At 38.4% G+C, this 25,124-nt stretch carries 26 protein-coding genes and 1 other RNA gene; 14 read left to right on the top strand and 13 right to left on the bottom strand.

Annotated elements, in window-relative coordinates; all coding sequences use genetic code 11:
• The first annotated feature begins 91 nt into the window (after positions 1-91).
• Together ACRPLQ_RS05710 and ACRPLQ_RS05715 are read left to right on the top strand one after the other, a co-directional pair.
• Entirely contained in the window at positions 92-715 is a 624-nt protein-coding gene (locus tag ACRPLQ_RS05710) for an FMN-binding negative transcriptional regulator (protein WP_165636428.1), read from the top strand.
• Positions 716-927: 212 nt separating this feature from the next.
• A complete protein-coding gene (locus ACRPLQ_RS05715) occupies positions 928-1,905 on the top strand; it encodes a ring-cleaving dioxygenase (RefSeq protein WP_432235785.1) in 978 nt (325 codons plus the stop codon).
• Positions 1,906-1,962: 57 nt separating this feature from the next.
• Here ACRPLQ_RS05715 and ACRPLQ_RS05720 read toward each other — a convergent pair whose 3' ends face one another.
• The 4 genes from ACRPLQ_RS05720 to ACRPLQ_RS05735 all read right to left on the bottom strand — a co-directional run bounded on the left by ACRPLQ_RS05720 (position 1,963) and on the right by ACRPLQ_RS05735 (position 4,390).
• Complete coding sequence (locus ACRPLQ_RS05720) at positions 1,963-2,226, bottom strand: YjcZ family sporulation protein (RefSeq protein WP_432235786.1); 264 nt, start codon at positions 2,224-2,226, stop codon at positions 1,963-1,965.
• A gap of 256 nt (positions 2,227-2,482) precedes the next feature.
• Entirely contained in the window at positions 2,483-3,376 is an 894-nt protein-coding gene (locus ACRPLQ_RS05725) for a tyrosinase family protein (RefSeq protein WP_033580244.1), read from the bottom strand.
• 239 nt (positions 3,377-3,615) lie between these two features.
• Positions 3,616-4,092 (bottom strand): hypothetical protein, encoded by a 477-nt coding sequence (locus tag ACRPLQ_RS05730; protein WP_321202016.1) that lies wholly within the window; start codon positions 4,090-4,092, stop codon positions 3,616-3,618.
• Between the two features lie 52 nt (positions 4,093-4,144).
• Positions 4,145-4,390, bottom strand: a complete 246-nt coding sequence (locus ACRPLQ_RS05735; protein WP_321202017.1) for a hypothetical protein — start codon at positions 4,388-4,390, stop codon at positions 4,145-4,147.
• Between the two features lie 162 nt (positions 4,391-4,552).
• Between ACRPLQ_RS05735 and ACRPLQ_RS05740 the strand changes: the two genes are divergently transcribed.
• Positions 4,553-5,092, top strand: a complete 540-nt coding sequence (locus ACRPLQ_RS05740; protein ID WP_432235787.1) for a GNAT family N-acetyltransferase — start codon at positions 4,553-4,555, stop codon at positions 5,090-5,092.
• 61 nt (positions 5,093-5,153) lie between these two features.
• Here the strand turns inward: ACRPLQ_RS05740 and ACRPLQ_RS05745 are convergent, their stop codons facing one another.
• The 3 genes from ACRPLQ_RS05745 to ACRPLQ_RS05755 form a co-directional block, all read right to left on the bottom strand.
• Complete coding sequence (locus ACRPLQ_RS05745; protein WP_033580247.1) at positions 5,154-5,789, bottom strand: FMN-dependent NADH-azoreductase; 636 nt, start codon at positions 5,787-5,789, stop codon at positions 5,154-5,156.
• Between the two features lie 491 nt (positions 5,790-6,280).
• On the bottom strand, positions 6,281-6,916 hold the full coding sequence (locus ACRPLQ_RS05750; RefSeq protein ID WP_028414603.1) for an FMN-dependent NADH-azoreductase: 636 nt from the start codon (positions 6,914-6,916) through the stop codon (positions 6,281-6,283).
• A gap of 30 nt (positions 6,917-6,946) precedes the next feature.
• A complete protein-coding gene (locus tag ACRPLQ_RS05755; RefSeq protein WP_013058076.1) occupies positions 6,947-7,264 on the bottom strand; it encodes a winged helix-turn-helix transcriptional regulator in 318 nt (105 codons plus the stop codon).
• Positions 7,265-7,484: 220 nt separating this feature from the next.
• Here ACRPLQ_RS05755 and ACRPLQ_RS05760 point away from each other — a divergent pair, with 220 nt between their 5' ends.
• The 6 genes from ACRPLQ_RS05760 to ACRPLQ_RS05785 all read left to right on the top strand — a co-directional run bounded on the left by ACRPLQ_RS05760 (position 7,485) and on the right by ACRPLQ_RS05785 (position 13,798).
• Positions 7,485-7,727 carry a spore germination protein gene (locus tag ACRPLQ_RS05760; protein ID WP_013084095.1) on the top strand — a complete coding sequence of 81 codons (243 nt, stop codon included), beginning with the start codon at positions 7,485-7,487 and terminating at the stop codon, positions 7,725-7,727.
• 222 nt (positions 7,728-7,949) lie between these two features.
• Complete coding sequence (locus ACRPLQ_RS05765) at positions 7,950-9,650, top strand: glycosyltransferase (protein WP_321202018.1); 1,701 nt, start codon at positions 7,950-7,952, stop codon at positions 9,648-9,650.
• Positions 9,651-9,778: 128 nt separating this feature from the next.
• On the top strand, positions 9,779-10,399 hold the full coding sequence (locus ACRPLQ_RS05770) for a polysaccharide deacetylase family protein (RefSeq protein WP_034268519.1): 621 nt from the start codon (positions 9,779-9,781) through the stop codon (positions 10,397-10,399).
• A gap of 287 nt (positions 10,400-10,686) precedes the next feature.
• Positions 10,687-11,256 carry a LemA family protein gene (locus tag ACRPLQ_RS05775; RefSeq protein ID WP_080754488.1) on the top strand — a complete coding sequence of 190 codons (570 nt, stop codon included), beginning with the start codon at positions 10,687-10,689 and terminating at the stop codon, positions 11,254-11,256.
• Positions 11,256-12,029 (top strand): TPM domain-containing protein, encoded by a 774-nt coding sequence (locus tag ACRPLQ_RS05780; RefSeq protein ID WP_165636432.1) that lies wholly within the window; start codon positions 11,256-11,258, stop codon positions 12,027-12,029. Before ACRPLQ_RS05775 ends, ACRPLQ_RS05780 begins: the two co-directional genes overlap by 1 nt.
• A 398-nt stretch (positions 12,030-12,427) precedes the next feature.
• Positions 12,428-13,798, top strand: coding sequence for a DUF2254 domain-containing protein (locus tag ACRPLQ_RS05785; RefSeq protein WP_034268530.1), 1,371 nt, complete (start codon positions 12,428-12,430; stop codon positions 13,796-13,798).
• A gap of 37 nt (positions 13,799-13,835) precedes the next feature.
• On the opposite strand, the gene ACRPLQ_RS05790 is transcribed toward ACRPLQ_RS05785, so the two are convergent.
• Positions 13,836-15,140, bottom strand: a complete 1,305-nt coding sequence (locus ACRPLQ_RS05790; protein ID WP_165636433.1) for an aldehyde dehydrogenase — start codon at positions 15,138-15,140, stop codon at positions 13,836-13,838.
• A gap of 60 nt (positions 15,141-15,200) precedes the next feature.
• Positions 15,201-15,827: a nitroreductase family protein gene (locus ACRPLQ_RS05795; RefSeq protein WP_081732904.1), complete on the bottom strand. Its 627-nt coding sequence runs from the start codon at positions 15,825-15,827 to the stop codon at positions 15,201-15,203.
• A 450-nt stretch (positions 15,828-16,277) separates the two neighbouring features.
• Here ACRPLQ_RS05795 and gdh point away from each other — a divergent pair, with 450 nt between their 5' ends.
• Complete coding sequence (gene gdh, locus ACRPLQ_RS05800) at positions 16,278-17,063, top strand: glucose 1-dehydrogenase (RefSeq protein ID WP_034650269.1); 786 nt, start codon at positions 16,278-16,280, stop codon at positions 17,061-17,063.
• A 144-nt stretch (positions 17,064-17,207) separates the two neighbouring features.
• Positions 17,208-18,197: a DUF4003 family protein gene (locus ACRPLQ_RS05805; protein WP_367077922.1), complete on the top strand. Its 990-nt coding sequence runs from the start codon at positions 17,208-17,210 to the stop codon at positions 18,195-18,197.
• Between the two features lie 137 nt (positions 18,198-18,334).
• On the opposite strand, the gene ACRPLQ_RS05810 is transcribed toward ACRPLQ_RS05805, so the two are convergent.
• From ACRPLQ_RS05810 to ACRPLQ_RS05820, 3 genes are all read right to left on the bottom strand, one after another.
• Complete coding sequence (locus ACRPLQ_RS05810; RefSeq protein WP_367077924.1) at positions 18,335-19,096, bottom strand: MBL fold metallo-hydrolase; 762 nt, start codon at positions 19,094-19,096, stop codon at positions 18,335-18,337.
• 144 nt (positions 19,097-19,240) lie between these two features.
• Positions 19,241-20,821, bottom strand: a complete 1,581-nt coding sequence (locus tag ACRPLQ_RS05815; protein WP_367077926.1) for a sensor domain-containing diguanylate cyclase — start codon at positions 20,819-20,821, stop codon at positions 19,241-19,243.
• Positions 20,822-21,122: 301 nt separating this feature from the next.
• The gene (locus ACRPLQ_RS05820) at positions 21,123-21,941 is read right to left on the bottom strand and encodes a histidinol-phosphatase (RefSeq protein WP_432235788.1); all 819 of its coding nucleotides are present in this window, start codon (positions 21,939-21,941) and stop codon (positions 21,123-21,125) included.
• 248 nt (positions 21,942-22,189) lie between these two features.
• Between ACRPLQ_RS05820 and rnpB the strand changes: the two genes are divergently transcribed.
• The 3 genes from rnpB to ACRPLQ_RS05835 all read left to right on the top strand — a co-directional run bounded on the left by rnpB (position 22,190) and on the right by ACRPLQ_RS05835 (position 24,409).
• An RNA gene (rnpB, locus tag ACRPLQ_RS05825) (RNase P RNA component class B) lies at positions 22,190-22,578 on the top strand.
• Between the two features lie 199 nt (positions 22,579-22,777).
• A complete protein-coding gene (locus ACRPLQ_RS05830; RefSeq protein ID WP_182029763.1) occupies positions 22,778-23,167 on the top strand; it encodes a VOC family protein in 390 nt (129 codons plus the stop codon).
• A 357-nt stretch (positions 23,168-23,524) separates the two neighbouring features.
• Entirely contained in the window at positions 23,525-24,409 is an 885-nt protein-coding gene (locus tag ACRPLQ_RS05835) for a LysR family transcriptional regulator (protein ID WP_034263829.1), read from the top strand.
• Positions 24,410-24,441: 32 nt separating this feature from the next.
• Here the strand turns inward: ACRPLQ_RS05835 and ACRPLQ_RS05840 are convergent, their stop codons facing one another.
• Complete coding sequence (locus ACRPLQ_RS05840) at positions 24,442-24,984, bottom strand: MerR family transcriptional regulator (protein ID WP_063247429.1); 543 nt, start codon at positions 24,982-24,984, stop codon at positions 24,442-24,444.
• Between the last annotated feature and the right edge of the window lie 140 nt (positions 24,985-25,124).

Genomic DNA, 25,124 nt, shown 5'->3' on the forward strand with positions numbered 1-25,124 from the left:
CTGACCTCCATAAAAAGTTTATAACTGACGCTGTTGCAAACACCTGTATTATTATATTCTTTACTAAATAAAAGATAAAGGAGAAGTGCCGATGTATATTCCAAAGTATTTTAAAGTAAATGATGAACAAATCATGTATGATTTTATTGAAGACAATGGATTCGCCACTTTGTTTTCATATCATAATGAAAAGCCTTATGCTACTCATTTGCCTCTGATGTTAGATCCGAAAGAAAAAGCTTTATACGGGCATTTCGCTCGTCCGAATCAGCAGTGGAAAGATGCTGAAAATCAAGAAATTTTGATTGTGTTTCAAGGGCCTCACTGCTATATTTCACCGTCTTGGTATGAAACGAATCAAGCTGTACCAACATGGAATTATGAAGCTGTTCACGTGTATGGAACCATGAAAATGATTGAAGAACCAACAGAACTGCTTGGGCTGCTGAGTAAGATGGTAGAAAAATATGAAAGCCCGAGCAGTACATATACACTAAATGACGTTGACCCTGCTTATATGAATGGTTTAAGCAAAGGAATCGTTGGATTTAAGATCGATATTACTAAAATGGAAGGCAAGCAAAAGCTAAGTCAAAATCATTCAGCAGAGAGACAGCAGCTAGTTATAGAAAAATTAGAGCAGACGTCGCGTGAAAATGAAACAAAAATTGCGGAGCTGATGAAACAAAATGTGCAGCGCGTGCTTAAGAAGTAACCGCTGTTGGAAAAGATCAGCAGTTTGTTGAAGGGAAGATAAAGAGAAACTAACTATGTGTTTAGTTTCTTTTTTTATGTCCACAGTACTTTTCTTGTTATTGACAAACAGGCTGTATATCCTTTAAAATTATCTTTAATTAAAGATAATTAAATTAAAGATAATTTTAGCGTAAGTTAAAAATTTATACATTATGAAAAGAGGCGGAGCAGATGGAATTGTTAGGGTTGCATCATGTATCTATTTTGACGGGGAAAGCTGAGAAAAACTATCAGTTTTTCACTAAAGTTTTAGGCATGCGATTAGTAAAAAAAACGGTGAATCAAGATAACACTCAGTCTTACCACTTATTTTATGCAGATGGAAAAGGGACCCCAGGAACGGAAGTAACGTTTTTTGATATTCCAGGGCTTGCAAGAACACATGAAGGTGCATCTGACATTTCGACTGTGTCGCTTCGCGTTAAAAGTACGGATTCTCTACACTTTTGGAAAGAACGCTTCGAGCAGCACGGAGTGGAATATGAAGAAATAGCTAAACGAGCTAATCGTGATACATTAGCATTTAAAGATTATGAAGGTACACGTTTGCTTCTTGTCGCGGACAACGGTGAAAAAGGGGTAAGAGCAGGCGTGCCGTGGGAGCGCGAAGACATTCCGTTAGAACATGCGATCATCGGCTTAGGACCGGTCACGCTAACGGTGGGCACGGCAGAACCAACAGTCGATGTACTAACAAACATTATGGGATTTCGCTATGTGGGTTCTTATCCATCTTTTGCAGAAAATCAAAAGGATATTTTGGTTTATGCAACGGGTGAAGGCGGAAGCGGAGCCGAAGTTCATATTGAAACGAGACCCGATTTGCCGAAAGTTCGCTTAGGGCGCGGTGGCGTTCATCACGTTGCCTTCCGTGTGCCAAATGAAGAAGAATACAATAAGTGGGCAACTCGATTAAATGAAAACAGTCTGCCGAATTCCGGTAAAGTAGAACGATACTATTTTAAAGCACTTTATTTCAGAGAACCAAACGGCATTTTATTTGAATTATCAACGGACACACCTGGATTTGCGACCGATGAACCGCTTGAAACGATGGGTCAAACACTAGCGCTACCCCCATTTTTAGAGCCGAAGCGCAAAGAAATTGAAGAGAAGCTGAGACCCCTAGATTTGGACGAAACGCTATAAGGTTTGCAGCGATTAAGACATGAAAAAACTCCAGTATTTATACTGGAGTTTTTTAGGTTAACAATCATCGTGATGGAAACCGAAACCACATGCACCAATAATAATGAGTAAAATAAACAGTACGATGATAATGGCAAAACCACTACCTCTGTGGCAAGGAACGCTATATCCACATTCCATATATCCATAGTCCGGCATTGTATATCCGCAGTGTGGAATCATATGGTCATAAGCAGGAGCAGTATAGGCGTGGTGAGCCATAGCAGGTGAGAACGGCATATTTTCATTAGAACTAAAAGGTGCGTTTACGTTATTATGCATTTTAATATCTTCCCTTCATTTATAAAACTTTTATAAAGCTTTGATAACTTATTCATATGTTCGAAGGTCCTCATATGAAGCTTATTCACAGCCCAATTATGGTTGATTAACTATATTTTATGGTGAATGGAAATGATGCAGTGAGTTTTACGATGATTTTATGTGAAAGCTTTACGATGCTTATGGCCTTATAAGTTATGTCAGAAGGGAGGGGGTTTACCTGTTTTTGATTGTATACCGCTGTTTTTAGAACTGGTTATGATGAACGTTTTGATTTTCTTAATTCTATATCGTATACGTACCCAAGCTTCCGATGGTTCATAACGTCTTCAGGGGTTGTATTCCAAGGATACATCGGATCTCTAAAGTTTTGACCAAATGGTCCGTTTTTCATCGGCAGATAGTTTTGATTGCGATGAACAATTTGCCATACAGCCCAAATACGATCCACATTTGCGTGGTGTAAAAAGAAGACAGGATCATTCGGAGCAGTAGGGACAACGCCCATCTGTCCGCCAACCCAACGGTGTACGCGATTGTGAAGCTGCGGCCCGTTAATAAATCCTTCAAGCTGGTTACGAAAGCTGTTTTGGCTGGTCATATCCCAAGGCGGCGTATCATATTGAGTTATTTTTAAAGCTTTGAGAACATCATCTCGAGTAGGGAGTGTAGGCGCCTCTTTCGTTGCTCCAAAATTACGTTTTAACCCTCCCGAAGGATTTCCTTGTTCATCGATCGTCGTCCAGCGCCCAGCTGCAAATGGCCCGGTATCGACGATAAAATCCTTTTTGGGATTTCCATTTCCGCCCATAAAATCTGCGTTCCAAATTGGTGATTGTGATGGATCCTGCAGCTGTGCATCCGTTTCCCATTCCCAATAAGGAAGGGTTACTTCTGGATTGATCGACTGGAGGTCACGTTCGAATCGCAAAAGGTATTCACGATGCCACGGCAAAAAAGCAGAACTCATATGTGCTGCATTTCGATCGCTGCCCGGAGGAGTATGAAATTTACCTGCTGCACCATGCCAGGCTACATAGCGGTCATATATTCCTTTTTCCTTTAGTATTAGCACGGCACGAATAAAATCTCTTTTTTCGGTATCTGTAAGATGTAATACGTTTTTTCTGACTTTATATTTGTTACTCATTTTTAAACCTCTTTCTTAAAAAAGAAGCAAAGGACTGTTTCTTTTTTATATTTAGAATATGTCCAAGAGGTAAAAGTGCTACTGTCATATCTCCAAAATTTAACAGTTTAAAGTTGGGTTTTTTACATATCAAATAGACTTTAAATCAATTATTAACTTTCTAGAGCTGTAGATAATGAGAAGAGGTACAATGAAAAAAAGCAGGCGTGGGCCTGCTTTTTTCATTGTATATATTAGGGTTAATGACCTATTGGATACATGGTCGTTACACTGTAGTCGTAGTCTTTGCCTCTGTAGTCGGTATACACAACTCTAACTTCTTGGTTTAAAGAACTAATGTACTTTTCTTTAACGTAATTGCCAGATTTATTATTGGTGCCGTCTTCACCTTCGTTAATGACTTCTTCGGCAATAGACATGGCTTGTTTTTCATTTAAATACTTGCTGAATTGGCTTTTACCATGGTAATTGTCCGCTCCTGGTTTTTGCATATGCGCGACAATGTGGCAATATCCGTATTTATCATTTCCTTCTTGTAAGACAAGCTCTTTGCCGGTAAATAACCTGTCGCTTTGAGTCTCTGCAGAGCATTCGTTGCTTGATGTAGGGTCCGATGTACTCCCCGATGTACTGCTGGATGTGCTGCTTGAATTTTCATGCTGCTGAATGAGGGAAATAGGCGAATTGTTGGTAAATACAGCGATGAGAGCAATCACAAGTGCTACAATGGTGTATAGTATTTTGCTGTTTTTAAAAAAATCCATTCCTTTATGCGTCTCCTTTTTGAATCAACGTTAAAATCAAATCAACTTTCTTTTCTAGCTGATCGATTAAGTTTTGTTTTACTTGTTCTGATTGTAATAAAGCGCTTCTTAGTTCGTCCATATCTTTTTGCATATACGCACGGTTTTCTTTTTCTTGCTGCAGCTCCTTTTGAAGAGCGTGTATCGTGGACAGCAATTCTTTATCTTGGTTCATTTCTGCGTTCACCGCCTCTGTATTGATAACAAGCAACGTATGCCCACTATATAAAATACCACTATCTCTGCTGTAAATCGACTATTTGGATAGGAAATGAGCCCTAACGGGTGAGGTTTTAGCAGGATATTGCTAGTTGAGAGGAGAATAGTATGGTTTACCGTAGATAGATAAGCTGCGCAGAAAAGAGGGAAGAAAATGTTTCCGGAATTAGAGACAAAACGGCTGATATTAAGAAAAATTGTAGAAAATGATGCGGGTGAGATTTTAGAATGCTTTTCTGATGAAGACGTGCTGCGCTATTACGGGCAAAAATCTTTAGAATCGATTGACCAAGTGAAAGGGATCATTAAGAATTTTTCCAAAGGCTACGAAGAAAAGCAGTTGATTAAATGGGGGATTCAGCTAAAAGAAAACGAAAAGCTGATTGGCACAATAGGGTTTCAAGAGTGGTCTGCAGAACATAAAAAAGCAAATATAAGCTATGCACTTTTTCCGGAGCACTGGAACAAAGGATACGCAACGGAAGCCGTTCATGAAGCGATTTCTTATGGTTTCCACGAACTTCAATACAATCGCATAGGAGCGATTGTATTTACGCAAAATAGCGGATCTATCGCTTTGTTAAGCAAAGTAGGATTTAAAAAAGAAGGGACGTTAAGAGAGTACCTATATCAAAACAATATCCCGTTTGATACATATGTTTATTCGCTGCTGTGCGGGGAAGCAAAGATATAATTGTAAGCACAAAAAAAAGGAACATGGGGAGATGTTCCTTTTTTTGTGCTTATATTTGTTATTAGAACGTACGTGCAGCTTCTTTAGCGCGAGCAATACCGTCTTCTTTAATTTCTTGTGCTTTATCTGGCATTGCAGCCTGTCCTTCTACAAATAGGCTTCCGATAGAAGGAACCCCGAAGAAGTTCATCATAATGCGCATATAGCGGTGACCCATTTCTAGTTCACCAGCAGGGCCGCGAGAGTAGATACCGCCGTTTGCTTGAATATGATACGCTTTTTTATCTGTTAATAGACCTACAGAACCTTCTGCTGTATATTTAAATGATTTTCCAGCTACTGCTACAGCATCTAAGTATGCTTTCATCACTGGAGGGAATGAGAAGTTCCACATTGGTGTAACAAATACATATTTGTCCGCTTGAGCAAATTGGTCACTTAACTCGTTTAAGCGAGCAACTTTGCGCTGTTCTTCAGAAGTAAGTGTATCAAATTCTGCGCCGCTTCCAAGTTTGCCCCATCCGCTGAATACATCGCCGTCGATGTGAGGGATATGCTCTTGATATAAGTTAACGTGAACAATCTCATCCGTTGGGTTTACTTCTTTATACTCATTAATAAATGCATCTCCCGCAGCCATACTGAATGATTGCGTAGCATCGTTAGGGTTTGCTGTAATATATAATACTTTTGCCATAATTCTTTTCACCTTTCTGTCTTCAATATATAAATGTTGTTTCATGAATTAAAGATAATATGTTCGAAAACATCTACTACGTTATTAATAGTAACTTACGTAACAAATTTAGTCAAAGGTTTTTTATTGGGTTTTATCATGTTCACAAACATTTTTAAGAGTATTACGCTTTTGGATTTTATGGCTGAATCCTTTAAAAATAAGGGTTTTTTCAGGTTGAAGTGTGATTTTAAACGTTATTTTTCTAGAGGAACTATCTTTTTTTGAAGGTAGATAATTAAAAAACGAAAAAGAAAAATTATATATTTTTGTTTCATGCGTTATTAATAGTAACAAAAAATAACAGCGTTTAACCGTTTGTTTAACATATATTTTTAGCGCAAAACGAGACAGAAAGAGAAGAATATTTCAAGGGAAATATAATGTAGGGAAGAGGAAAGAAAAGAAAAAGACCCCGGTCAGCTTCGAGGTCTTTTTGATTCTTATTGAATTTAAAACGTTTTGGCCATTGAATGTGCTTTTTGGAGTGCTTTTTCTTTAATTTGCGGAATTTGATCCGGGAATTTTACTTGCCCTTCAATAATAATGCTTTCAAACGCTTCGATTCCAAAGAAGTCCATCATGATTTCTAAATAGCGGTGACCCATTTCTCTTGCCATTTCAGGGCCTTCTGAATACACGTCTCCGCGGGACTGAATGTGAATTGCTTTTTTTCCTTTAAGCAATCCTTGAGCGCCTTCTTTTGTATATGTAAAGGTTTTACCTGACACGGTAATCGCATCAATGTACGTTTTCATGATCGCAGGAACAGAAAAATTCCACATTGGCGTGACAAAAATATATTTGTCAGCGAGTACGAACTGTCCGCCTAGTTCGGCTAACCGTCCCACTTTTAATCGTTCATCCGTTGATAAATCCTGGATGGAGGAGTGAGAACGAAGCTTTTTCCATCCGTTAAATACGTCTGCATCTAAGTATGGAATATCTGCTTGATATAAATCTAAATGAACCACATCATCTTCTGGGTGGGTTTGCTTATACACGTCAATAAATTCTTTCCCTACAGCCATGCTAAGCGATTCGTCTTCAGCTAAAGGGTGTGCAGTAATATAGAGAACATTTGCCATGATGCTCATCCTTTCTATGGAGTAGTTTTATTAATCTTGGACCCAGCTTTCTGCCCACTGGCTAATCGGTCCTAGTATTTTACCTAACTCTGTTCCTTTTTGAGTCAGCGAATATTCAGAACGAATAGGGCGGTCGGGAATGACATTTCGGACAACGATTCCGTGGTCTTCAAGCTCTTTAATCCGTTCTGTCAACAGCCTTCTGCTTAAAGCTGGTATACTTTCATTTAATTCACTAAAGCGTTTAGGACCGCTCATAAGCACATAGATGATTAATCCTGTCCACTTCTTGCCAATCAGTTCGAAACTTTTTTCTACTTTAGGTTGAATATCTTTTGGTTCGTCCATATTACGTATCCTCCTTCAAACAATATGGATGAAAAATAACTTATGCATTTATTGTAACAGAAAAAGCATAAAAACATGTGGAAACTTTGGGTGAAGCAGGGTGAAATGAATAAATTCACTAATGTTTGTACCTTGCCTTTTGTTTTATAAAAACTTTTCACACATAGGCTTGTCACAACATATGATGTACAAATTCTCTTTAAGAAAAGGTGGTATGGTCATGGCAGGAGTTATTAACATCTGTAACACGAGAATTAATGGTATGGCAAGAAACGGATCGATGAATTTTGGAGAAGTTCTTCACAACGGACACACAGCGGATGTTAAATCTGTTGGAATCAACTCAACCTATGGAGACATTTCAGCTGCTTGTGCGCGAATGAAAAATACAAATATGGATGCAGATATATTTGATCAAACGGCTGTTGCGAATATTGATGGGGTATATGGAAATCAGCTATAAAAGAGAGCTGCTTATAACACATGAAGTTGTAAGCAGCTTTTTTATGTTGAAGAATAAGAGGTTTATTTATGGGAAGAGAACGTTTTGTTAATAAAAATAATGATAGAGCGACCTGATAGAAATTCGTGAATCTATTATATACGCCTTTTCTAAAACTTTTTACATATTGTACAAGCACCTTGTTACTTATTGAATAGTATATAGGGGAAAAAGAAAGAAAGGATGATTAAAATAGACTCTTATGAATACTACTACAACCCTGAAGATGGAAAGTATTACATTAGAAAGAGAAAAAATAGTACACATCCCTTAAAAAAGATCAAAGACAAACTTAATAAGTCCAAGGATAAAAAGGATAGAAAAGATAAAACAAGTAAAGGGAATAAAGGGAATAGGTCCGACGATGCAGCTAATAAAGGGAATAAATCACGCGACAAAGCTGATGCAACGAACAAAACGAATAAATCACGCGACAGAGCTCATACAGCGAACGAAACGAATAAAGCCCAGGACAGAGCTAACACAGTGAATGACATGAATCAATTCCACGACATAGCTAATACAGTGAATGAAACGAATAAAGCCCAGGACAGAGCTGATACAGTGAATGACATGAATCAATTCTACGACAAAGCTGATGAGATGAACGAAACGAATAAATTAGATGAAAAAATGAGTAAAGTTGATATAACAGAGCATTCATTGTATAGAATGAGCATAAAAAATAATCACAACCATCCTATTAAAGTTAGCATTGTTATGCCTACGTATAATAAATATCATCAAACCTCTCTTTCGCTTTACGGGTTATCAAAGCAAACGTTTTCTCACGCTGAGTATGAAGTCATTCTAGTAGATGACGCTTCTTCTGATAACACTTCTGATATTTTAAAAGAAGTGGATGTCCCGTTCAAATTTAAATATATTCAAATGAAACAAAATAAAGGGCGTTCCTCAGTACGTAATATAGGAATTAATCATGCTGAAGGAGATCTTTTAATCTTTTTAGATGGAGAAATGCTGGCTCCTCCTGCTTTTATTGAAAATCACTATAAACATCATGTGCATGAATCCAATCTTGTGGTTACCGGAGCTATGCATTATGAAGGAGTCTACACGTTTATTATGCCAGACTATAATGAAGATCAAGTGGCTCATTTAAAACAACTAGTAAATAACGATGCTGAGTATAAAAGATTGTATGAAAACTATGAACAGACGCAGCAGCATTTAAATGTTCCTTGTTCTCTTGTAACAAAAGAAGATATTGATACAAACCGTTTTCAACGTTTATCCTTTCCTAATCGCTATTTCCTCAACAGCGGGTTAAAACATTTCGGAGAGCGGCTTGAAGGATTTACGCTACCTTATATTGCATTTTTAAGTGGAAACGTATCAGTAAGAAAAGCGAACTTAAAAAAATCCGGTCTTTTTGATGAGACGTTTGTCGGCTACGGGGCAGAAGACTGGGAGCTTGGATATCGATTGTATAAAAATGGCGTACAGTTTGTTTTAGATCCCTCTACAGTTGCTTATCATCAAGAACATGGAATATCGAAGCGGAAAGTGAAAGAGCAATGGGGTAACCACTATCGATTTGTGAAAAAGCATCCAAATATAGACGTTCTTATTCTATCTCTTGAATGGAAAGAGCTTCCGTTTATGCACCTGCATCAAACATTAGTTGAATATAACGAGCTGGAAGAACGTTTTCCTGATGAATATAATGAACTTACACATGCTTTTCGCACCATGCTTTTTAGAATTATTGAATATTTAAATAATGGACAGCCTGTCACGAAACTTTACGATCTTCCTGAAGACTCAGAGGAAAGAATGAAAATTCATCAGCAGTTTGAAACACTGCGTCCTCGCGGATTTGACTACTTGGCGAGTTCTTTTGAACAAATCTATTACCTATAGTGGTTATCACATTCAAAAGCTGCTATAACATCAACTCGTGAAAATTGTCCCGCCGTAAAAACCCCTCAGCTTACACAAAAAAATTGAGGGGTTTATTTCTATATCTATTTTATATAAGGGGAGAAAACATGAATCAAAATTCACCAAAGTATGTTGCGTTAACGTTTGATGATGGACCTTCAGCTTACACGGCTGCTATTTTAAAAATTTTAAAAAGATATCATGTACGTGCGACCTTTTTTGTCGTAGGTTCAGAAGCAGAAAAATTCCCAAAGCTGATTCGGCGTATTCATAGAGCAAATCACGTAATTGGAAACCATACGTGGAATCATCCTGATATCACAACGCTTTCTAAGCGTGAACTGTGGAAAGAAATTACTTCGACGAATGCTCAAATAGAAAAAATTATCGGCTATTCTCCAAAGCTATTTCGTCCACCTTACAGTTCGATAAATGATACAGCTCTTGCTGCCATTAAGGAATTGGGAATGACGTCTGTTCTATGGAATATAGATAGCCAGGATTGGCGTGAAGAAGATCCACTGGCAATATGCAAACATACGATTAAAAATCTACAAGAAAAGAATCTTATTGTCATGCACGACGGGGATCGGTATGGCAGCGGAGCGCGGGACCAAATTGTTGCTTCATTGCCGAAACTCATTAAGTATTTACTAAAGAACGACTATCAATTTGTAACGGTTCCTGAATTTCACCGAGTCGCATACAAGATTGAAGGTTGGTCTTAAGTAGAAAAAGGAATGGTTCTTAGTCATTCCTTTTTTAGATGTATGAAATAAGATAAAATGGATAAGGATTACATGTACTAGGTTATAGAAAGACTAGATAGAGAAACGTGTTTGAGAAATGAGGAGTTTGCGGTGAGAGTAGTATAAAAGTATTTCAACTTATAGAGAGAGTGATCGTTAAAACATGTGGTCATCATAAATAAAATTGGAAAAAAATGAATCTTTTTAGGGTATGATTCGTACTAGTAAATAGATACATAATTTTGATGAAGAAAAGAGGTAATACATTGAGAAACAAAGGTTTGATCGCTACGATTGTTGTGTTAGTGCTTATTGTAATTTACGGAATAAGCTCTTACAATGGCCTCGTTAGCGCAGAGGAAGATGTAGATAATAAATTTTCCCAAGTGGATAACCAACTAAAAAGACGATCTGATTTAATTCCTAACTTAGTGGAAACGGTAAAAGGCTACGCTAAGCATGAACAGGAAGCAATTGATTCAGTCACTCAGGCAAGAGCGCAGCTAGCGGGAGCGAAAACGCCTGAAGATAAAGCTGATGCAGATCAGCAATTAAGCGGCGCGTTAAATCGCCTGCTTGTAGTGGTTGAAAAGTATCCGGATTTAAAAGCAAATGAAAACTTCAGAAGCTTGATGGATAGCTTAGAAGGAACGGAAAATCGACTCGCTGTAGCGCGTAAAGACTATAATGATGAAGTTGCAAAATATAATAAATCCGTTAAGGGATTTCCTAAAAACATGTTTGCGCGCACGTTTGGGTTTGATGAAAAATCATATTTTGAAGTAACAAATGAAGAAAAACAAGCGCCGAAAGTTGATTTCGGGAGCGATAAGTGATGAAATTTCTTGCTTCGTTTGCTTTATTATTATCTCTTTTATGTAATACGGTAAGCGTTGCTTTTGCTGCACCTGATATCCCAAATCCGGTAGGCGATATTTACGTTCAAGATTTTGCTCATCTGTTAAATGACCAGGAAAAAGCGGATATCAATCAAATGGGCAGAAAGTTAGATGATGAAACGAAAGCTCAAGTAGCGATTCTTACGGTGAATTCATTAGGTGATTCGGATGTAGAAGAGTACGCAAATGCAGCGTTTCGAAAGTACAAACTCGGTGATGAAAAGCTGAACAATGGCGTTCTTATTTTGCTCGCTAAAAAAGAACAAAAAATCCGAATCGAAGTAGGGTATGGATTAGAAGGAGCTATCACCGATATCAAATCTGGAGAAATCATTGACTCTTATGCTATTCCTAACTTAAAAAACGGCAAATACGATACGGCGCTAGAAAGCACATATAAAGCTGTTTATAACCAAGTCGTAAAAGAGTATGATTTAGGAACAGATTTTGAACAAAAAGTGCCAAAAGCAGCTCCGCCTTCTGATAGCGGTGTTCATTTCACAACGCTTCAAACGCTGCTGATTGCAGCTGTTATTGTGGGCTTGCTTATCCTTGACTTTGTCTTTTTTAAAGGAGCCATCACTCAATTTTTGCTAAACTTCCTTGTCATGTTTGGAGGAAGAGGCGGCGGAGGTGGCGGCAGTGGAAGCGGTCCTCGCGGAGGGGGAGGCGGCAGCTCCGGAGGCGGCGGAGCAAGCCGAGGCTGGTAAAAAGGTAAGAGTTAAAAGAGGCTGAGATAAAATGAGGTTAGTTGAAAGAAAATCCGAACGTGATGGATTCTTGATTGAGAATCCAACGCGTTCGGATTTTTTGTTTGGATGGTGAATATAGCTTTCATATCTTCATTCAGTTCCTTCTAGCAGTTGATTGGAGGGCGAGGCGAAGACTCCTGGGGGGAAAGGCTCACCGGCCGCGTCATGAGCGGTTCAGCTCATGTATTCTATTTGTACTCATTTAGATGAAATAATTAGGGGTATCTCAACCTCTTTTTTGCTTTGTATGCCTATATCTTAAAAAATAGATTTTTTCCATTGTATAAGCATAATCAAAAAAAATTAGGGAACTAAGAAAAAAGTTAGAGATTTACAAATAAAAAGGAAGGTTTTATATGAATACATTTAGATGGATAGCGGCAAGAAAACAGCTCTCTCCTCGTGCGTTTAAAGATGAGTTAACTAGTCAAATCTGGTTTAGTCCCTTAATTTATGCTTTCTTTTCGGTTCTTTTAGCTGCACTAACGCTGTTTCTTGACTATTATTGCAAAGTAGGAGAGAAGGTTCCTTCATTTTTTTCAATCAACATGGATTTAACCAATACGTTAGTGAGTACGATTATGCCCGGAATTTTATCGATTACCACATTTACCTTTAATTTAATGCTTGTTGTGTTTACATCATTTGCAGCTCAGTTTTCTCCTCGCGTGTTAAAAAACTTTGCTTCTTCAAAATCTACTCAGCGAATTCTGGGCATTTTTATAGGTAGTTTTTTATATACACTTTTTGTCTTTCTATTTTTAAACAGCTCTCAAGTAGACGGATATTTTGCGATTCCGTTTGTGACGACAGCCCTTTCTGTTTTTAGTGCGGGCACGTTTGTCTACTTCATTAATCATTCTGTTAAGTGGCTGCAAGTAAATCATATGACTCAATCGATGAAAACAGCGTCCATAAAAGCGATTAAGACAACGATTCGCGAGGAACTGGAGATTCATCGAACGCAGTCTAGTCATAGCGAACAATTTTCCTTTCCAGAAGGAGAGAAAAAGCCGGTATGTATTCAAACATCTGGCTATATTCAAACATTGAACTATAGCCAATTGATTCACTGTGCCAAAGAGCATAATTTAGTGATAAAAATGGAGCGTGAAGTAGGGGATTATGTGCTCAGCGGAACCGTATTGTTTTATTATTGGCATAGAGATTCGACGGAGCAAGATGAAATGGATTGCACCGTCTTTCACCAATATATCCATGTAGGGAAATCCCAGACTGATATTCAAGACACGACGTATATTATTACCAAGTTTGTGGAGATGGCGATTAAATCACTAGGAAATGATGACTTCAAAACGGCAGTTAACTCCATTCACCAAATTAGCGATATTCTTCGGGAAATTTGTGCCGCGAGTCAATTTTCTTCTTACTTAGTTGATGATAAAGGCGTGATACGAATGGTGATCCCTGACAAAAAGTTTGAGGACTTTTTATATGATGGATTTGCGAATATCCGGCACTATGCGAGACGGAATATTATCATTACGATGGAGCTGCTCAAAACGCTTGGAAATCTCGCTGAGGCCATTGGGCCAGCTTATTATGACGACATCTGGGAGTTTGCCGTATACATTTCTAAAGGCTTTGAAGAAGAGTATTTATTTGTTCAAGATAAAAAATATTTTTTACATATTCTTTGCGATTTAGCGGTTTCAACAAAAAAAGAAGAGCAGTATGAACAAATCGCCAAACAAATGAAAGAATAAAAAAAGCCGAAGTCAGACGCTGACTTCGGCTTTTTCTTTATTTATTTGAACGTTTTAAGATGCTTTTAGCATGTGAAAATGTATCAAAGCTTGCTTTTCCGTGATACGCACCCATTCCGCTGTCACCAACGCCGCCAAATGGAAGGTAGTGAGATGTCATGTGATTAATTGTATCGTTAATAGAACCGCCGCCAAATGACACGCTGTTTAAGATGTGATCTTGGATTGCTTCATCTTCAGAGAAAAGATAAAGTGCCAATGGTTTTGGACGTTTTACGATTGCTTGGATTACTTCTGAGATTTCATCGTATACGATGACTGGAAGGATTGGTCCAAAGATTTCATCTTGCATCACATTGTCTTCCCATGAGATGTTGTCAAGAACAGTTGGTTCAATAAACAGACGAGAACGGTCCGTTTTGCCTCCAAAAACGATATCTCCGTTTGTTAAGAAGCTGTTAAGACGATCAAAATGCTTTTCGCTCACTACGTGAGGGAAGTCTAGATTTTGTGAAACATCTTCGCCGTACGTGTTTGTTACGACTTGTTTTAGGTTAGCTAGCAGTTCGTCTTTTACATTTCGCTGAACAAGAATGTAGTCTGGCGCTACGCACGTTTGACCAGCATTTGCAAATTTACCGCGCGCAATACGTTTAGCTGCTTCTTCAATATTAGCATCTTCGTGTACAATTGTAGGACTTTTTCCGCCTAGTTCTAGCGTAACAGGCGTTAAATGTTTAGCTGCAGCTTCTGCTACAATTTTGCCGACCATTGTACTTCCTGTAAAGAAGATGTAATCAAAGTTTTCTTTTAGTAAAGCCGTGCTTGTTTCCACTTCACCTTCGACTACAGTCAAGTATTCTTCAGGGAAGTTTTCATTAAACATCTTAGCAAGAAGGCTTGATGTATGAGGTGTTAATTCAGAAGGCTTTAACACCACGCAGTTACCTGCAGCAATCGCGCCTACTACTGGTGATACAGCAAGTTGGAACGGATAGTTCCAAGGTGCAATCACTAGAGCTAAACCGTATGGATCTTGATAAATGTAGCTTTTTGCTCCAGCGTGAGTAGATGGTGTTTCTACTTCTTTTGGCGCTGCCCATTCTGCAAGATTCTCAACTGCAAAGTCGATTTCGCTTAGTACAAGACCAACTTCTGCACGTTTTGCTTCCATTTCTGGTTTGTTAAGATCAGCTTTTACTGCTTTTAAAATGTCGTCTTCATGACCCACAACAAGTTCTCTCAATTTCTTTAGCGTTTCGATACGGAATGCAACGTCTTTTGTTTTACCGCTATTAAAGAATGAAAGCTGTTTTTTTGTAAGTTCTTGATAGTTATTCATCAGAAAGTCTCCTTTTACTTCACATTTTTAGCTCTTTACTTATTGAATAGAACTAGCTGCTTATTTCCAAGTCGTAACCGTATTGACCGGTAGACGGTAAGAAGCATGGCCTTCGCTTGCTGCTTTTCCGATTGAGATAAGCATAATTGGAAGATAACGTTCTTTATCTAGACCGAATGCTTCTGCGATTAAGTGTTTTTCGTATCCGCCGATTGGATTTGTATCATACCCGTGAGCACGAGCCACAAGCATAAGCTGCATAGACACAAGACCTGAATCGATCAGCACGATGTCTTTCATATCTGCTTTTGGCATGTTTTCGTAAATCGGCTTAAAGAAATTTAGCTGCTGTTCTTTAATGTCTTGAGGCATATAGCCAAGCTCTACGGCCTTGCCGAAAATCTCATCTGCATATTCAACGTTATTCATATCACCAAACACGGCAATAACAGCTGAAGATGTATGAACTTGTTCACTGTTAAATTTCGCAAGTTCAGCTAGCTTTTCTTTTCCTTCCGGTGTTTCAATTACAACAAAGCGCCACGGCTGCATATTAACAGAAGAAGGAGCGCGCATAGCTTCTGTAAGAATTTCCTCCATTTCCTCACGGCTAATTTTTATTGAAGGATCATATTTTTTAATTGAACGACGTTTTAAAGCAATTTCGTTAAAGTCTTTTGTAGTCATAGTCATTATTCCTTTCTTTTTAGGCGTTAAACATATTTATTGTCATTTCCATATTTTTGATTGCGGACAATTGTTTGACATATCAATAATTGATACATCAACAATATAATACATTGATTTAAGAATTGCAAGGGAAAAAGTTTAAACTTTTGAAGTGGTGTGAATTGGAAGTGTGAAGACTCATTCTCCAGGGAACAAACAACTATAAAGAGAGTAAGGAAAAAAGAAATGATAAAAATGATCAAACAAAAAGTTTGACTACTTTATCTCTCTTGGTTACGATAAGTAACGAAAAGGGAGCAGAATTGAATTTACTGCTCTTTAAATGAATGACAGTTTGACAAAGAAGAGATAGAAAAATGTTTATTCTCTTTTTAAAACCTAAACTGTATTTGTAATTAGTACAGTATAACAAGACATATTAAACAGGAAAAGTAGGAGGACTTCAAGATGTATACAGATTTAAAAGATAAAGTAGTAGTTGTAACAGGCGGATCAAAAGGATTGGGTCGCGCAATGGCCGTTCGTTTTGGTCAAGAGCAGTCAAAAGTGGTTGTAAACTACCGCAGCAACGAAGACGAAGCGCTAGAAGTAAAAAAAGAAATTGAACAAGCTGGCGGTCAAGCAATTATTGTTCGAGGCGACGTAACAAAAGAAGAAGACGTTGTGAACCTTGTAGAGACAGCTGTTAAAGAATTTGGCACATTAGACGTTATGATTAATAATGCTGGTGTTGAAAACCCGGTTCCTTCTCATGAATTATCATTAGAAAACTGGAATCAAGTAATCGACACAAACTTAACGGGCGCGTTTTTAGGCAGCCGCGAAGCGATTAAATATTTTGTTGAAAATGATATCAAAGGAAACGTTATTAACATGTCTAGCGTTCACGAAATGATTCCTTGGCCATTATTTGTTCACTATGCAGCAAGTAAAGGCGGCATGAAGCTAATGACAGAAACATTGGCTCTTGAATATGCACCAAAAGGAATCCGCGTGAATAACATTGGACCTGGGGCAATTGATACACCAATTAACGCTGAAAAATTCGCTGATCCAGAACAGCGTGCAGACGTAGAAAGTATGATTCCAATGGGCTACATCGGTAACCCGGAAGAAATCGCGTCAGTTGCAGCATTCTTAGCATCATCACAAGCAAGCTATGTAACAGGTATTACATTATTTGCGGATGGCGGTATGACAAAATATCCTTCTTTCCAAGCGGGAAGAGGTTAATAAATAGAACTGAACAAAAAAAGACCTCGGAATATTCCGGGGTCTTTTTTGTATGTAATAAATGTATAGGATAGTTACCAAATATTGAAACTTTTGTTGAAGTGTTACGTATATAAGCTAACACCTAATAAAGGACGTGTTGAGATGGTGCCAGAGAATATTCAACAAAAAATAAATCAGTATAGAGGTTTTTATATAAGCTTAAAAAATGAGCTCAAATGGAAAGCGGCAGATCACAAGCAGTTTATGGCTATCGCTTCTATGTATGCAGTGAAAGGTAAATCGCTCGAGCTTCAGGATTACCTCGAGTTAAGCGACTATATCAAAAATCAAGTAGGGATGTTTTCTACGTTAAAATCATCACAGCGTTTTACAATAGCAGCTATGCTTGATACTCGCTATGAGAATCCAAAAGAAACGTTTCATGAGTTTCTTGACGTATATGATCAATTGATACAAGGCGGATTTACGAGAGGCGCTTTTACGTACATTGCGGCTTCGGCTATGCTGTCGAATGAGTCAAGCCGAAGTCATAAAGAAATGGTCCGAAGATCCGCAGAAATTTATCAAGGCATGAAAAGAAAGCACCTTTTCCTTACTTCAAGCGGCGATGTACCTCTTGCCATTCTATTAGCTGAAACGAGCGAGTCTACTGATGATCTCATGCATGAAATTGAACACTTCTATACAACATTGGCGCAGCATGGATTTAAAAAAGGAAATGACCTTCAATTTTTAAGTCATATTCTTTCAATCGATAAAAATTTAGATGCAGATACCCTTATTGAAAGATGCGTATCAGTAAAAGAAGCCTGTGAATCGGCAGGCATGAAAGTAAAAGCGATGCATTATCCGGTCATTGGCTTATTAGCACTGTTTGAAAAACCAGAAACTGAAATTGAACTTATCCATGAAGTGGTGAAGCAGTTAAATGCAGATAAACTTTTTAAATGGCAGAAAGACATCAACGTTATGCTGGGGGTTAATTTGGTTATCAGTGAAAAACTGAAGGATTCTAGAGTGGTCGAAACGGGCATCTATACAACGATTGAAACGATTATTCAAGCTCAGCAAGCAGCTATGCTAGCGGTTATTGCGAGCACTTCAGCAGTTGCTACTACGACTACTACTTGATAAATTAAAGAGCTATAAAAGAGAGAGGGAGACATAACTACATCAATGAAAAGATCCGAACGTATTTGATTCTCAACTAAGAACCAAACTCGTTCGGACCTTTCTTCAACTTAAATACTTTTGTCTCATCTTCTCTCTTAAAAAGTATAGACCTCGCCATCATCTGGAACTAAGACACGGGACGCCATATCTTTTTCGTTGATAAAGCTTTTTAACTCTTCTCTTGATAGCGTCCAGTGATTGACAGCTTCCATATGGACAGAAAGAATCGTAGCATGAGGGGCCGCTTTGTGTACTTCGTAAATATCTTCTTTCCCCATCACAAGAGAACCGCCTTCTAAAAACTGATTATCGCCGCCGTTTACGACAATGACATCCGGTTGATGGGTGTTGATTTCTTCTTCAACAGCGGAATACCATACCGTATCTCCAGCTATATAAAGCGTTTTTTCGCTCTTGTGTTTAAAAACAACGCCGCATACTAAACCGGTACGCTTTAAAATTTCTCCTCTTCCGTGTTCACCTTTTGTTTTGGATAATTGGATGCCTTCAAAGACCGTGTTCTTTGTTAGTACTTCTACATTTTTAAAACCATCAGCTCTTACTACTGCGGCATCTTCTTCATTTTGAACGAACATTTTGATATCGTTTGGCAACGCCTGCTTAGCGGCATCGTCAAAATGGTCCAAATGAAGGTGAGTGAGAATGACGGCATCAATACCCTCAATAATCTCTTCAACGGATAACGGCAGGCTCACTAAAGGGTTGTTTTGATCTTGTCTGATCGAATTTGGAAAGGGAGGGTACGTGCCTTTTTCCGCTAACATAGAATCAATTAAAAACGTTTTTCCCCCGTATTCAACAAGTAAAGTAGCATTTCGAATGTGTGTAATCTTCATCTCTATCTCTCCTTTTTTTGATCTACCTCTAGTTTATAGGATGAGCTGTTTTCAAATACATAAACAAAATCAAGTCTTTTAGCACTTTTACTTGATAAATGAAAGAATAGTACTCAAAAGAAAAAAGAACCGAAACAGTGCTGTTTAGGTTCTTTCTAAGATTTCTTTTATTTCTTTATATACACGTACTTGGTTGCGTCCATGTTGTTTGGCAGCGTACAGGGCGATATCTGCTTTATTCAACAGCTCATCTAACGTTTCATTTTCTTGTTTTTCCGCTTGTGCTACTCCAAGACTTAGCGTAACAGAAATGGTTGTTTCATTAATCAGTAAGGGCTGAGTCTCGACGTGACGGCGAATTTGGTCAGCAAGCGTTTCGCCTTCAGATAAAGTATGGCCCTTTAGCGCGAGTACAAATTCTTCACCGCCGTACCGAGCAAAAAGGGCTCCTTGCGGCAATGCGGACTCGCAGGCTTTTACGACATGTACAAGCACCTGATCGCCGGCATAATGACCATACGTGTCGTTCACTTTTTTAAAATAATCAATATCAAGTAAAAGAAGTGTAAAAGAAGATGCGGACTTTTTTGCTTCATCGAACGCTTGCTTGCTGTGCTGAAAAAATGCCCGACGATTATAGATTTGCGTCAGCTCATCGTAATAAGCTTGATTTTCAAGCTTTAGCTGAAGTCTTTTTAGCTCCGTGATATCTGTAAAAATAAGCAGCAAGCCGTGACTGTTGTTAGCATACTGCAAAGGAGAAGTGCGAACTTGATACGTATACGAAGATTGATCTTCAGAAAAAAGCTCCAGTTCATGACTGCTTTTTGCATTTTCTAATGCAAAAGGAAACGAACGGCCGGACAGCGTCACCCAAATATCAGCAAAATGTTTTCCAAGCATCGACTTTTTTAGCTGCGGAAACATGTTTTTAGACGCTAAGTTAAATTCAATTAATCTGTAGCTTTCATCGAGCACGACAACGCCGTCATTGATGCTGTTAAATATCGCGTCTTTCGCAACAGGCATGACTGTAAACATACGCGATGAATTGATGGACCATAAATATAAAAATGAAGAGACCCATAAAACCATCGGAACTGGATCAATTCCCTGCGGCGTAAAGCCCATTAAATAGATAAAAGCTGTGACGATAGGGACTAATTGACCGACCATTAATGAAATTAACTGCAGGCGGTAAGCTTTGGCTGTTTCTTTCCAGCGGTAAACGGCTAGCAAAAAAGCAACGAACATAGACGAAAAGATGAACATGCCGTGAATTGTGTACCATGGTCCAATTTCTTGATGAACGTAAGGAGCACCTAGAACGGGATCAATTTCAAACACGCGGTAATGAAGGTGATGCCAGTCATTTGTTGCGACCATAATCAAACTAATAAAAGGAATGATAAAAAGGGTGAAAATATGTTTTTTCCTTACTTTTATGCCGACATACTGCATAACAAACAGCAGTCCTGCAGGAGGCGAAAAAGGCATGCCCACGTATTGAATAGCGGTCCAAAATTTCATTTCTCCGAGGTTAACGGATAGTAAGCTAAACGCCGCACCCATACAATAAATAGAGGTGAAGCCTGTATGAAGAATAAATAAATGGGCAATGTTAGCGTAGTGGTGACGCTTAATAAATACGTAAAAACATAAGTATAGATTAAGAACACCGGACGTACAGATAAGCGTTATATAAGCTGTTAAATCTAAATTCACAATTGTATCCCTCATTAAGAAAGCATTTTTAGTTAAATGTAGCACAGTTGAAATGAAATGTGGATATTTTATGTAGGAATTTAGTAGTGTTCGAGATGGTAGAGGGACTATAAGGGTAGGTCAAGACGAGGGAAAAATGGTGCCTAAACAACAAGTAATTGAAACGAACGGAGAAAATTTATCTTCAGCTACAAAAGTCAAAGTTTCTCAGTAAAAAAACACATGCCTGAAAATACGCGATGTCCTTCATCTGCGTGTCTTCAGGCATATTTGTATTTACAGTCTATTTAAGTTCACCGTTTTACAAAGATGCCACCTGCATTTTTTTCTGTCTAAAGAAGACCCAATCTGTAAATCCGATTTCTTTAAGACGCTTTTTTACCAATTCAAAGTCGTCGCCAATACGCTCCGGATCATGAGCATCGGAACCAAATGTAATGTGTACCCCGTAGTGCAGGGCTCTTTCTAAAATATCGTCTGCAGGATACCAGCCTCCGCAGTCTTTGGTTTTGCCTGATGTATTCACTTCTATAGCAATGTCATGTGCCGAAATCACTTTTAGCGTCTGATCGATTACAGCTGTCTCGATAGAAGAAAAGGAGGGATAGAATCCTTTCATGGCATCAATATGGCCAAGAATCTGAAACATTCTGCTTCGGGCGGACTCTTCGATCAATTGATAATACGTTTCTTTCGTGCGTTGTTTTTCTTTTTGAGAAAGTCCTTCCCAACGCGTTTTATGAAAGATACTGATTTCATCAACTTGATGGACAGAGCCGATTATGTAGTCAAACGGATATTTTTTATAGTAGCTTTGATATATTTCCGCATGCTCGGGAAAGAAATCAGACTCCACGCCTAACAGCACTTCAATTTTCTCTTTATATTCTTCTTTTAGTTTCAAAATCTCAGCTACATATCCGGAGAATGCGCTTTTTCCCATCGCAATATGAGGAAACGGCTGGTCTTCTTTGCTCGCAAAATAAGGAGAATGATCCGAAATCCCAATGATATCAAGGCCTTTATCAATAGACGCTTCTATATAATCGCGAATCGTTCCGCGAGCATGTCCGCATCGGTCGTGATGGGTATGAAAATCAAATTTTAACTCAGCGTTCATGTTTCATCACCTCTGTCATCTTTTTGTGTGGTGTATAGAATATTCTACAAAGAAACAAAGTATCCCTCGTAGAAATGGATGAAGAGAATATTTCTTGAATTTGCGGGTGATTCATCTACTAAAAAGAGTGTACAGAAACAAGTTATTTTATTTAATTTGCTGTAAAAATTGAATTGGAATCCGTTCCAAAAGTTACATTTGATTTGGCTTATTAAAACGCATATACTACTCATACACGATCTGAAATAACGTTCAGGTAATCGCTGCATCATTTGATGTAGAGGAAAGTCCATGCTCGCACGGTGCTGAGATGCCCGTAGTGTTCGTGCCTAGTGAAAAAATAAGCTAGGGCAGCTTGGCTTATAGCTTAGCTGACGGCGGGAAAAACCACCTAAGTCCTCGGATATGGTCGAGTATCCCTGAAAGTGCCACAGTGACGAAGCTTTGCTGGAAACAGCAAAGGTGGAACGCGGTAAACCCCACGAGCGAGAAACCCAAACAATGGTAGGGGAACTGTCTTGAAGGAATTTAACGGAGAGACGGACGGTTACATGCGTAATCGTAGATAGATGATTACCGCCTGAGTACGAGATTAAAATCGTTTGCAGTACAAAGGTACAAAACATGGCTTATCGAACGTTGTTGAAACAGAGTTTAACTATAATTATGTAACCAAAACAAACCAATGGGGTTTGTTTTTTTGTTTGTTATTTTTCAACTCAAAGCCGACTCATTGATAGAGTGCTTGAATTCCCTTACTATATGTAAATACATATTGCCTAAATTGTTGTATAGTTTACTTGTACTTACTAAACATGGGGAAAGGGAGAAGATGAATGATTAAGAAAATGGAGCATACAGCAATTATTGTTGGAAATATGGATGAGACGATTCACTACTACGGAGATATGTTTGGCTTTAAAGTTCGCCTTCAAGGCTCTACCGAAAAAAGAGAGATGGCTTTTTTGTATCTTGAAGAACAGCCGGGTATTGAAATTGAGCTCATTCGAGATATTGATCCGATTGGCGAGTATACCAAAAGCGGGATTGTTAACCATCTTGCCTTTACGGTAGAGGATATAAATAAGGCGATTCAACATTATAAGAGCAAAGGAATTGAATTTTTATCATCTGAGCCTCAGCCAACGCTTGAAGGCGGACGGATGATTTTATTTCACGGACCTAATGATGAATTGCTGCAGTTAGTAGAACGGGTTAAACTCTAAAAAAGTCTACTTTAAGGGGTACATACAAGAAAAAATGTGTTTTAGATTCTCAAAAAAGACCTTTCTTTTAGTGTGATAGAAGGGTCTTTTTGCTGTGTAGTTACTATGATATCTTAGTTAGCTTTTTAATAATCCCCTTACGTTTCAGGACAAATCCTTCTTTCTGCTAGAAAATGATGATCATAAAATTTTGTAGGAGCTGTATACAGCAGTCGTTAAAAGAAACTAAAAACATCCTCGAGTATGTTTCCGTTTTTTATCGTAACACCTGCTATTTATAATGTATAATTCATTATAATCATATTTTTCATACATCTATGTAATGAGTGGAGCCGCTTGATAAGGAGATGGTACAAAGTGGAATGGCAGCAGTTTAAATATTTTCAAACGCTAGCACGTACGCAGCATATGACGCGCGCCGCAGAAGAGCTGTTAATTACGCAGCCTGCGCTCAGTCGTTCAATCGCTCGTTTTGAAGAGGAAGTAGGAGCACCGCTATTTGACCGGCAAGGACGTTCCATTATATTAAATCAATATGGTAAAGTTTTTTTAAAGCGTGTAGATAACATAATGAAAGAATTTGATAAAGGACAAGAGGAAATTCAAGCGCTGCTAGATCCTGAAAAAGGGCAGGTGTCACTTGGATTTTTACATACGCTCAGCACGGATTTGATTCCAGATTTAATCGCTTCGTTTCGCAGTTTATATCCTAAGGTGAATTTTCAGCTGAGGCAAAGTCCTTCGCACGTGCTTCTTGAACAGCTGGAGCTCGGCGAACTGGATCTTTGTTTGATTGCGCCGATGGAAGAGAAATCGTTCATTAAATGGCAGCATCTTTGGAGTGAAGAGCTGTTTGTAATCGTACCGAAAAATCACCGGTATGCTGATCGTGAATGTATTGCACTAGAAGAAATTGCTGAGGAATCATTTATTCACTTAAAAGAAGGCTTTTCTCTTCGTCTTACGTTTGAGCAGTTATTTGAAGAGTCAGGAAGAATGCCTCACATCATGTTTGAAGGAGAGGAAGCTGATACCGTAGCGGGACTAGTAGGAGCCGGCTTAGGAATTTCTATCCTTCCAGATTTACACGGAATCGATCAAAGCAAAATAGTGAAAATCCCATTAGCTAAGGCCAACTGCCACCGAGTCATTGGACTAGCATGGATGGAAGGAAGATATCTATCACCGGCTGTTAAACAGTTTAGAAACTTTGTTTTACATAAATTTAATGATCAGAAATAAAGATGCTTCATGGCCTAGGCTTGTTTACAAACTTAGTCCTTTTTTCGTTGGAATAATCGTTTTAAAATCGATCTCTTTTTACCTACTACGCTGCTTTCTTTTGAAGCTTCTACTAATTCTGAAATGGCCTGCTGTTCACGCAGACTTTTACGCAAAGATTGAATAAGCTGCTTATCTTTTTCCTGAAGAATTTGTTTTGTATCAGGCTCTTGTTGGGGTGAAGGCTGTACCGGCTGTTCGGGAGGTGTCGGCTGCTGGTCATCGGCCTCGGGCTGGTCAGCTGCTTCTGCTGTGTCCTCTTTGTCTTCGTCTAGAGACACGGCAGCTTGATCCTCGCTTGTAGTCAAAGAGAATTCTTTTTGCAGCGCTTCATTGATTTCTTCTGCTTGACAGCCTTCATCATAAAGCTGCTTAATTTTCAGTAAAACGGTCGCAGCTGCAGCTTCATATTGTTTTGGTCGATGATCTTCTTTTTGTATAAAGAAATCTTCGAATTTATCTATGTATCTTCTGATAGTTGAAGTAGGAATACTCGTTTCTTCAGATAATTCTTTTACACTAAGCCATTTTGTCATTTTCTCACCACTTTTTAAATGATTACTTATTCGTCAGCATCAATTTGAAATTGTACTAGTATCTACTGTTTATCTTATCATGTAACGCTTCTACGTACTTTGCTGTGTTGATTTCTGTAACGTTTTTATAATCATAGTGT

The organism is Priestia sp. TRN 1309, from assembly GCF_050846875.1.
Classification (GTDB): Bacteria; Bacillota; Bacilli; order Bacillales; family Bacillaceae_H; genus Priestia; species Priestia zanthoxyli.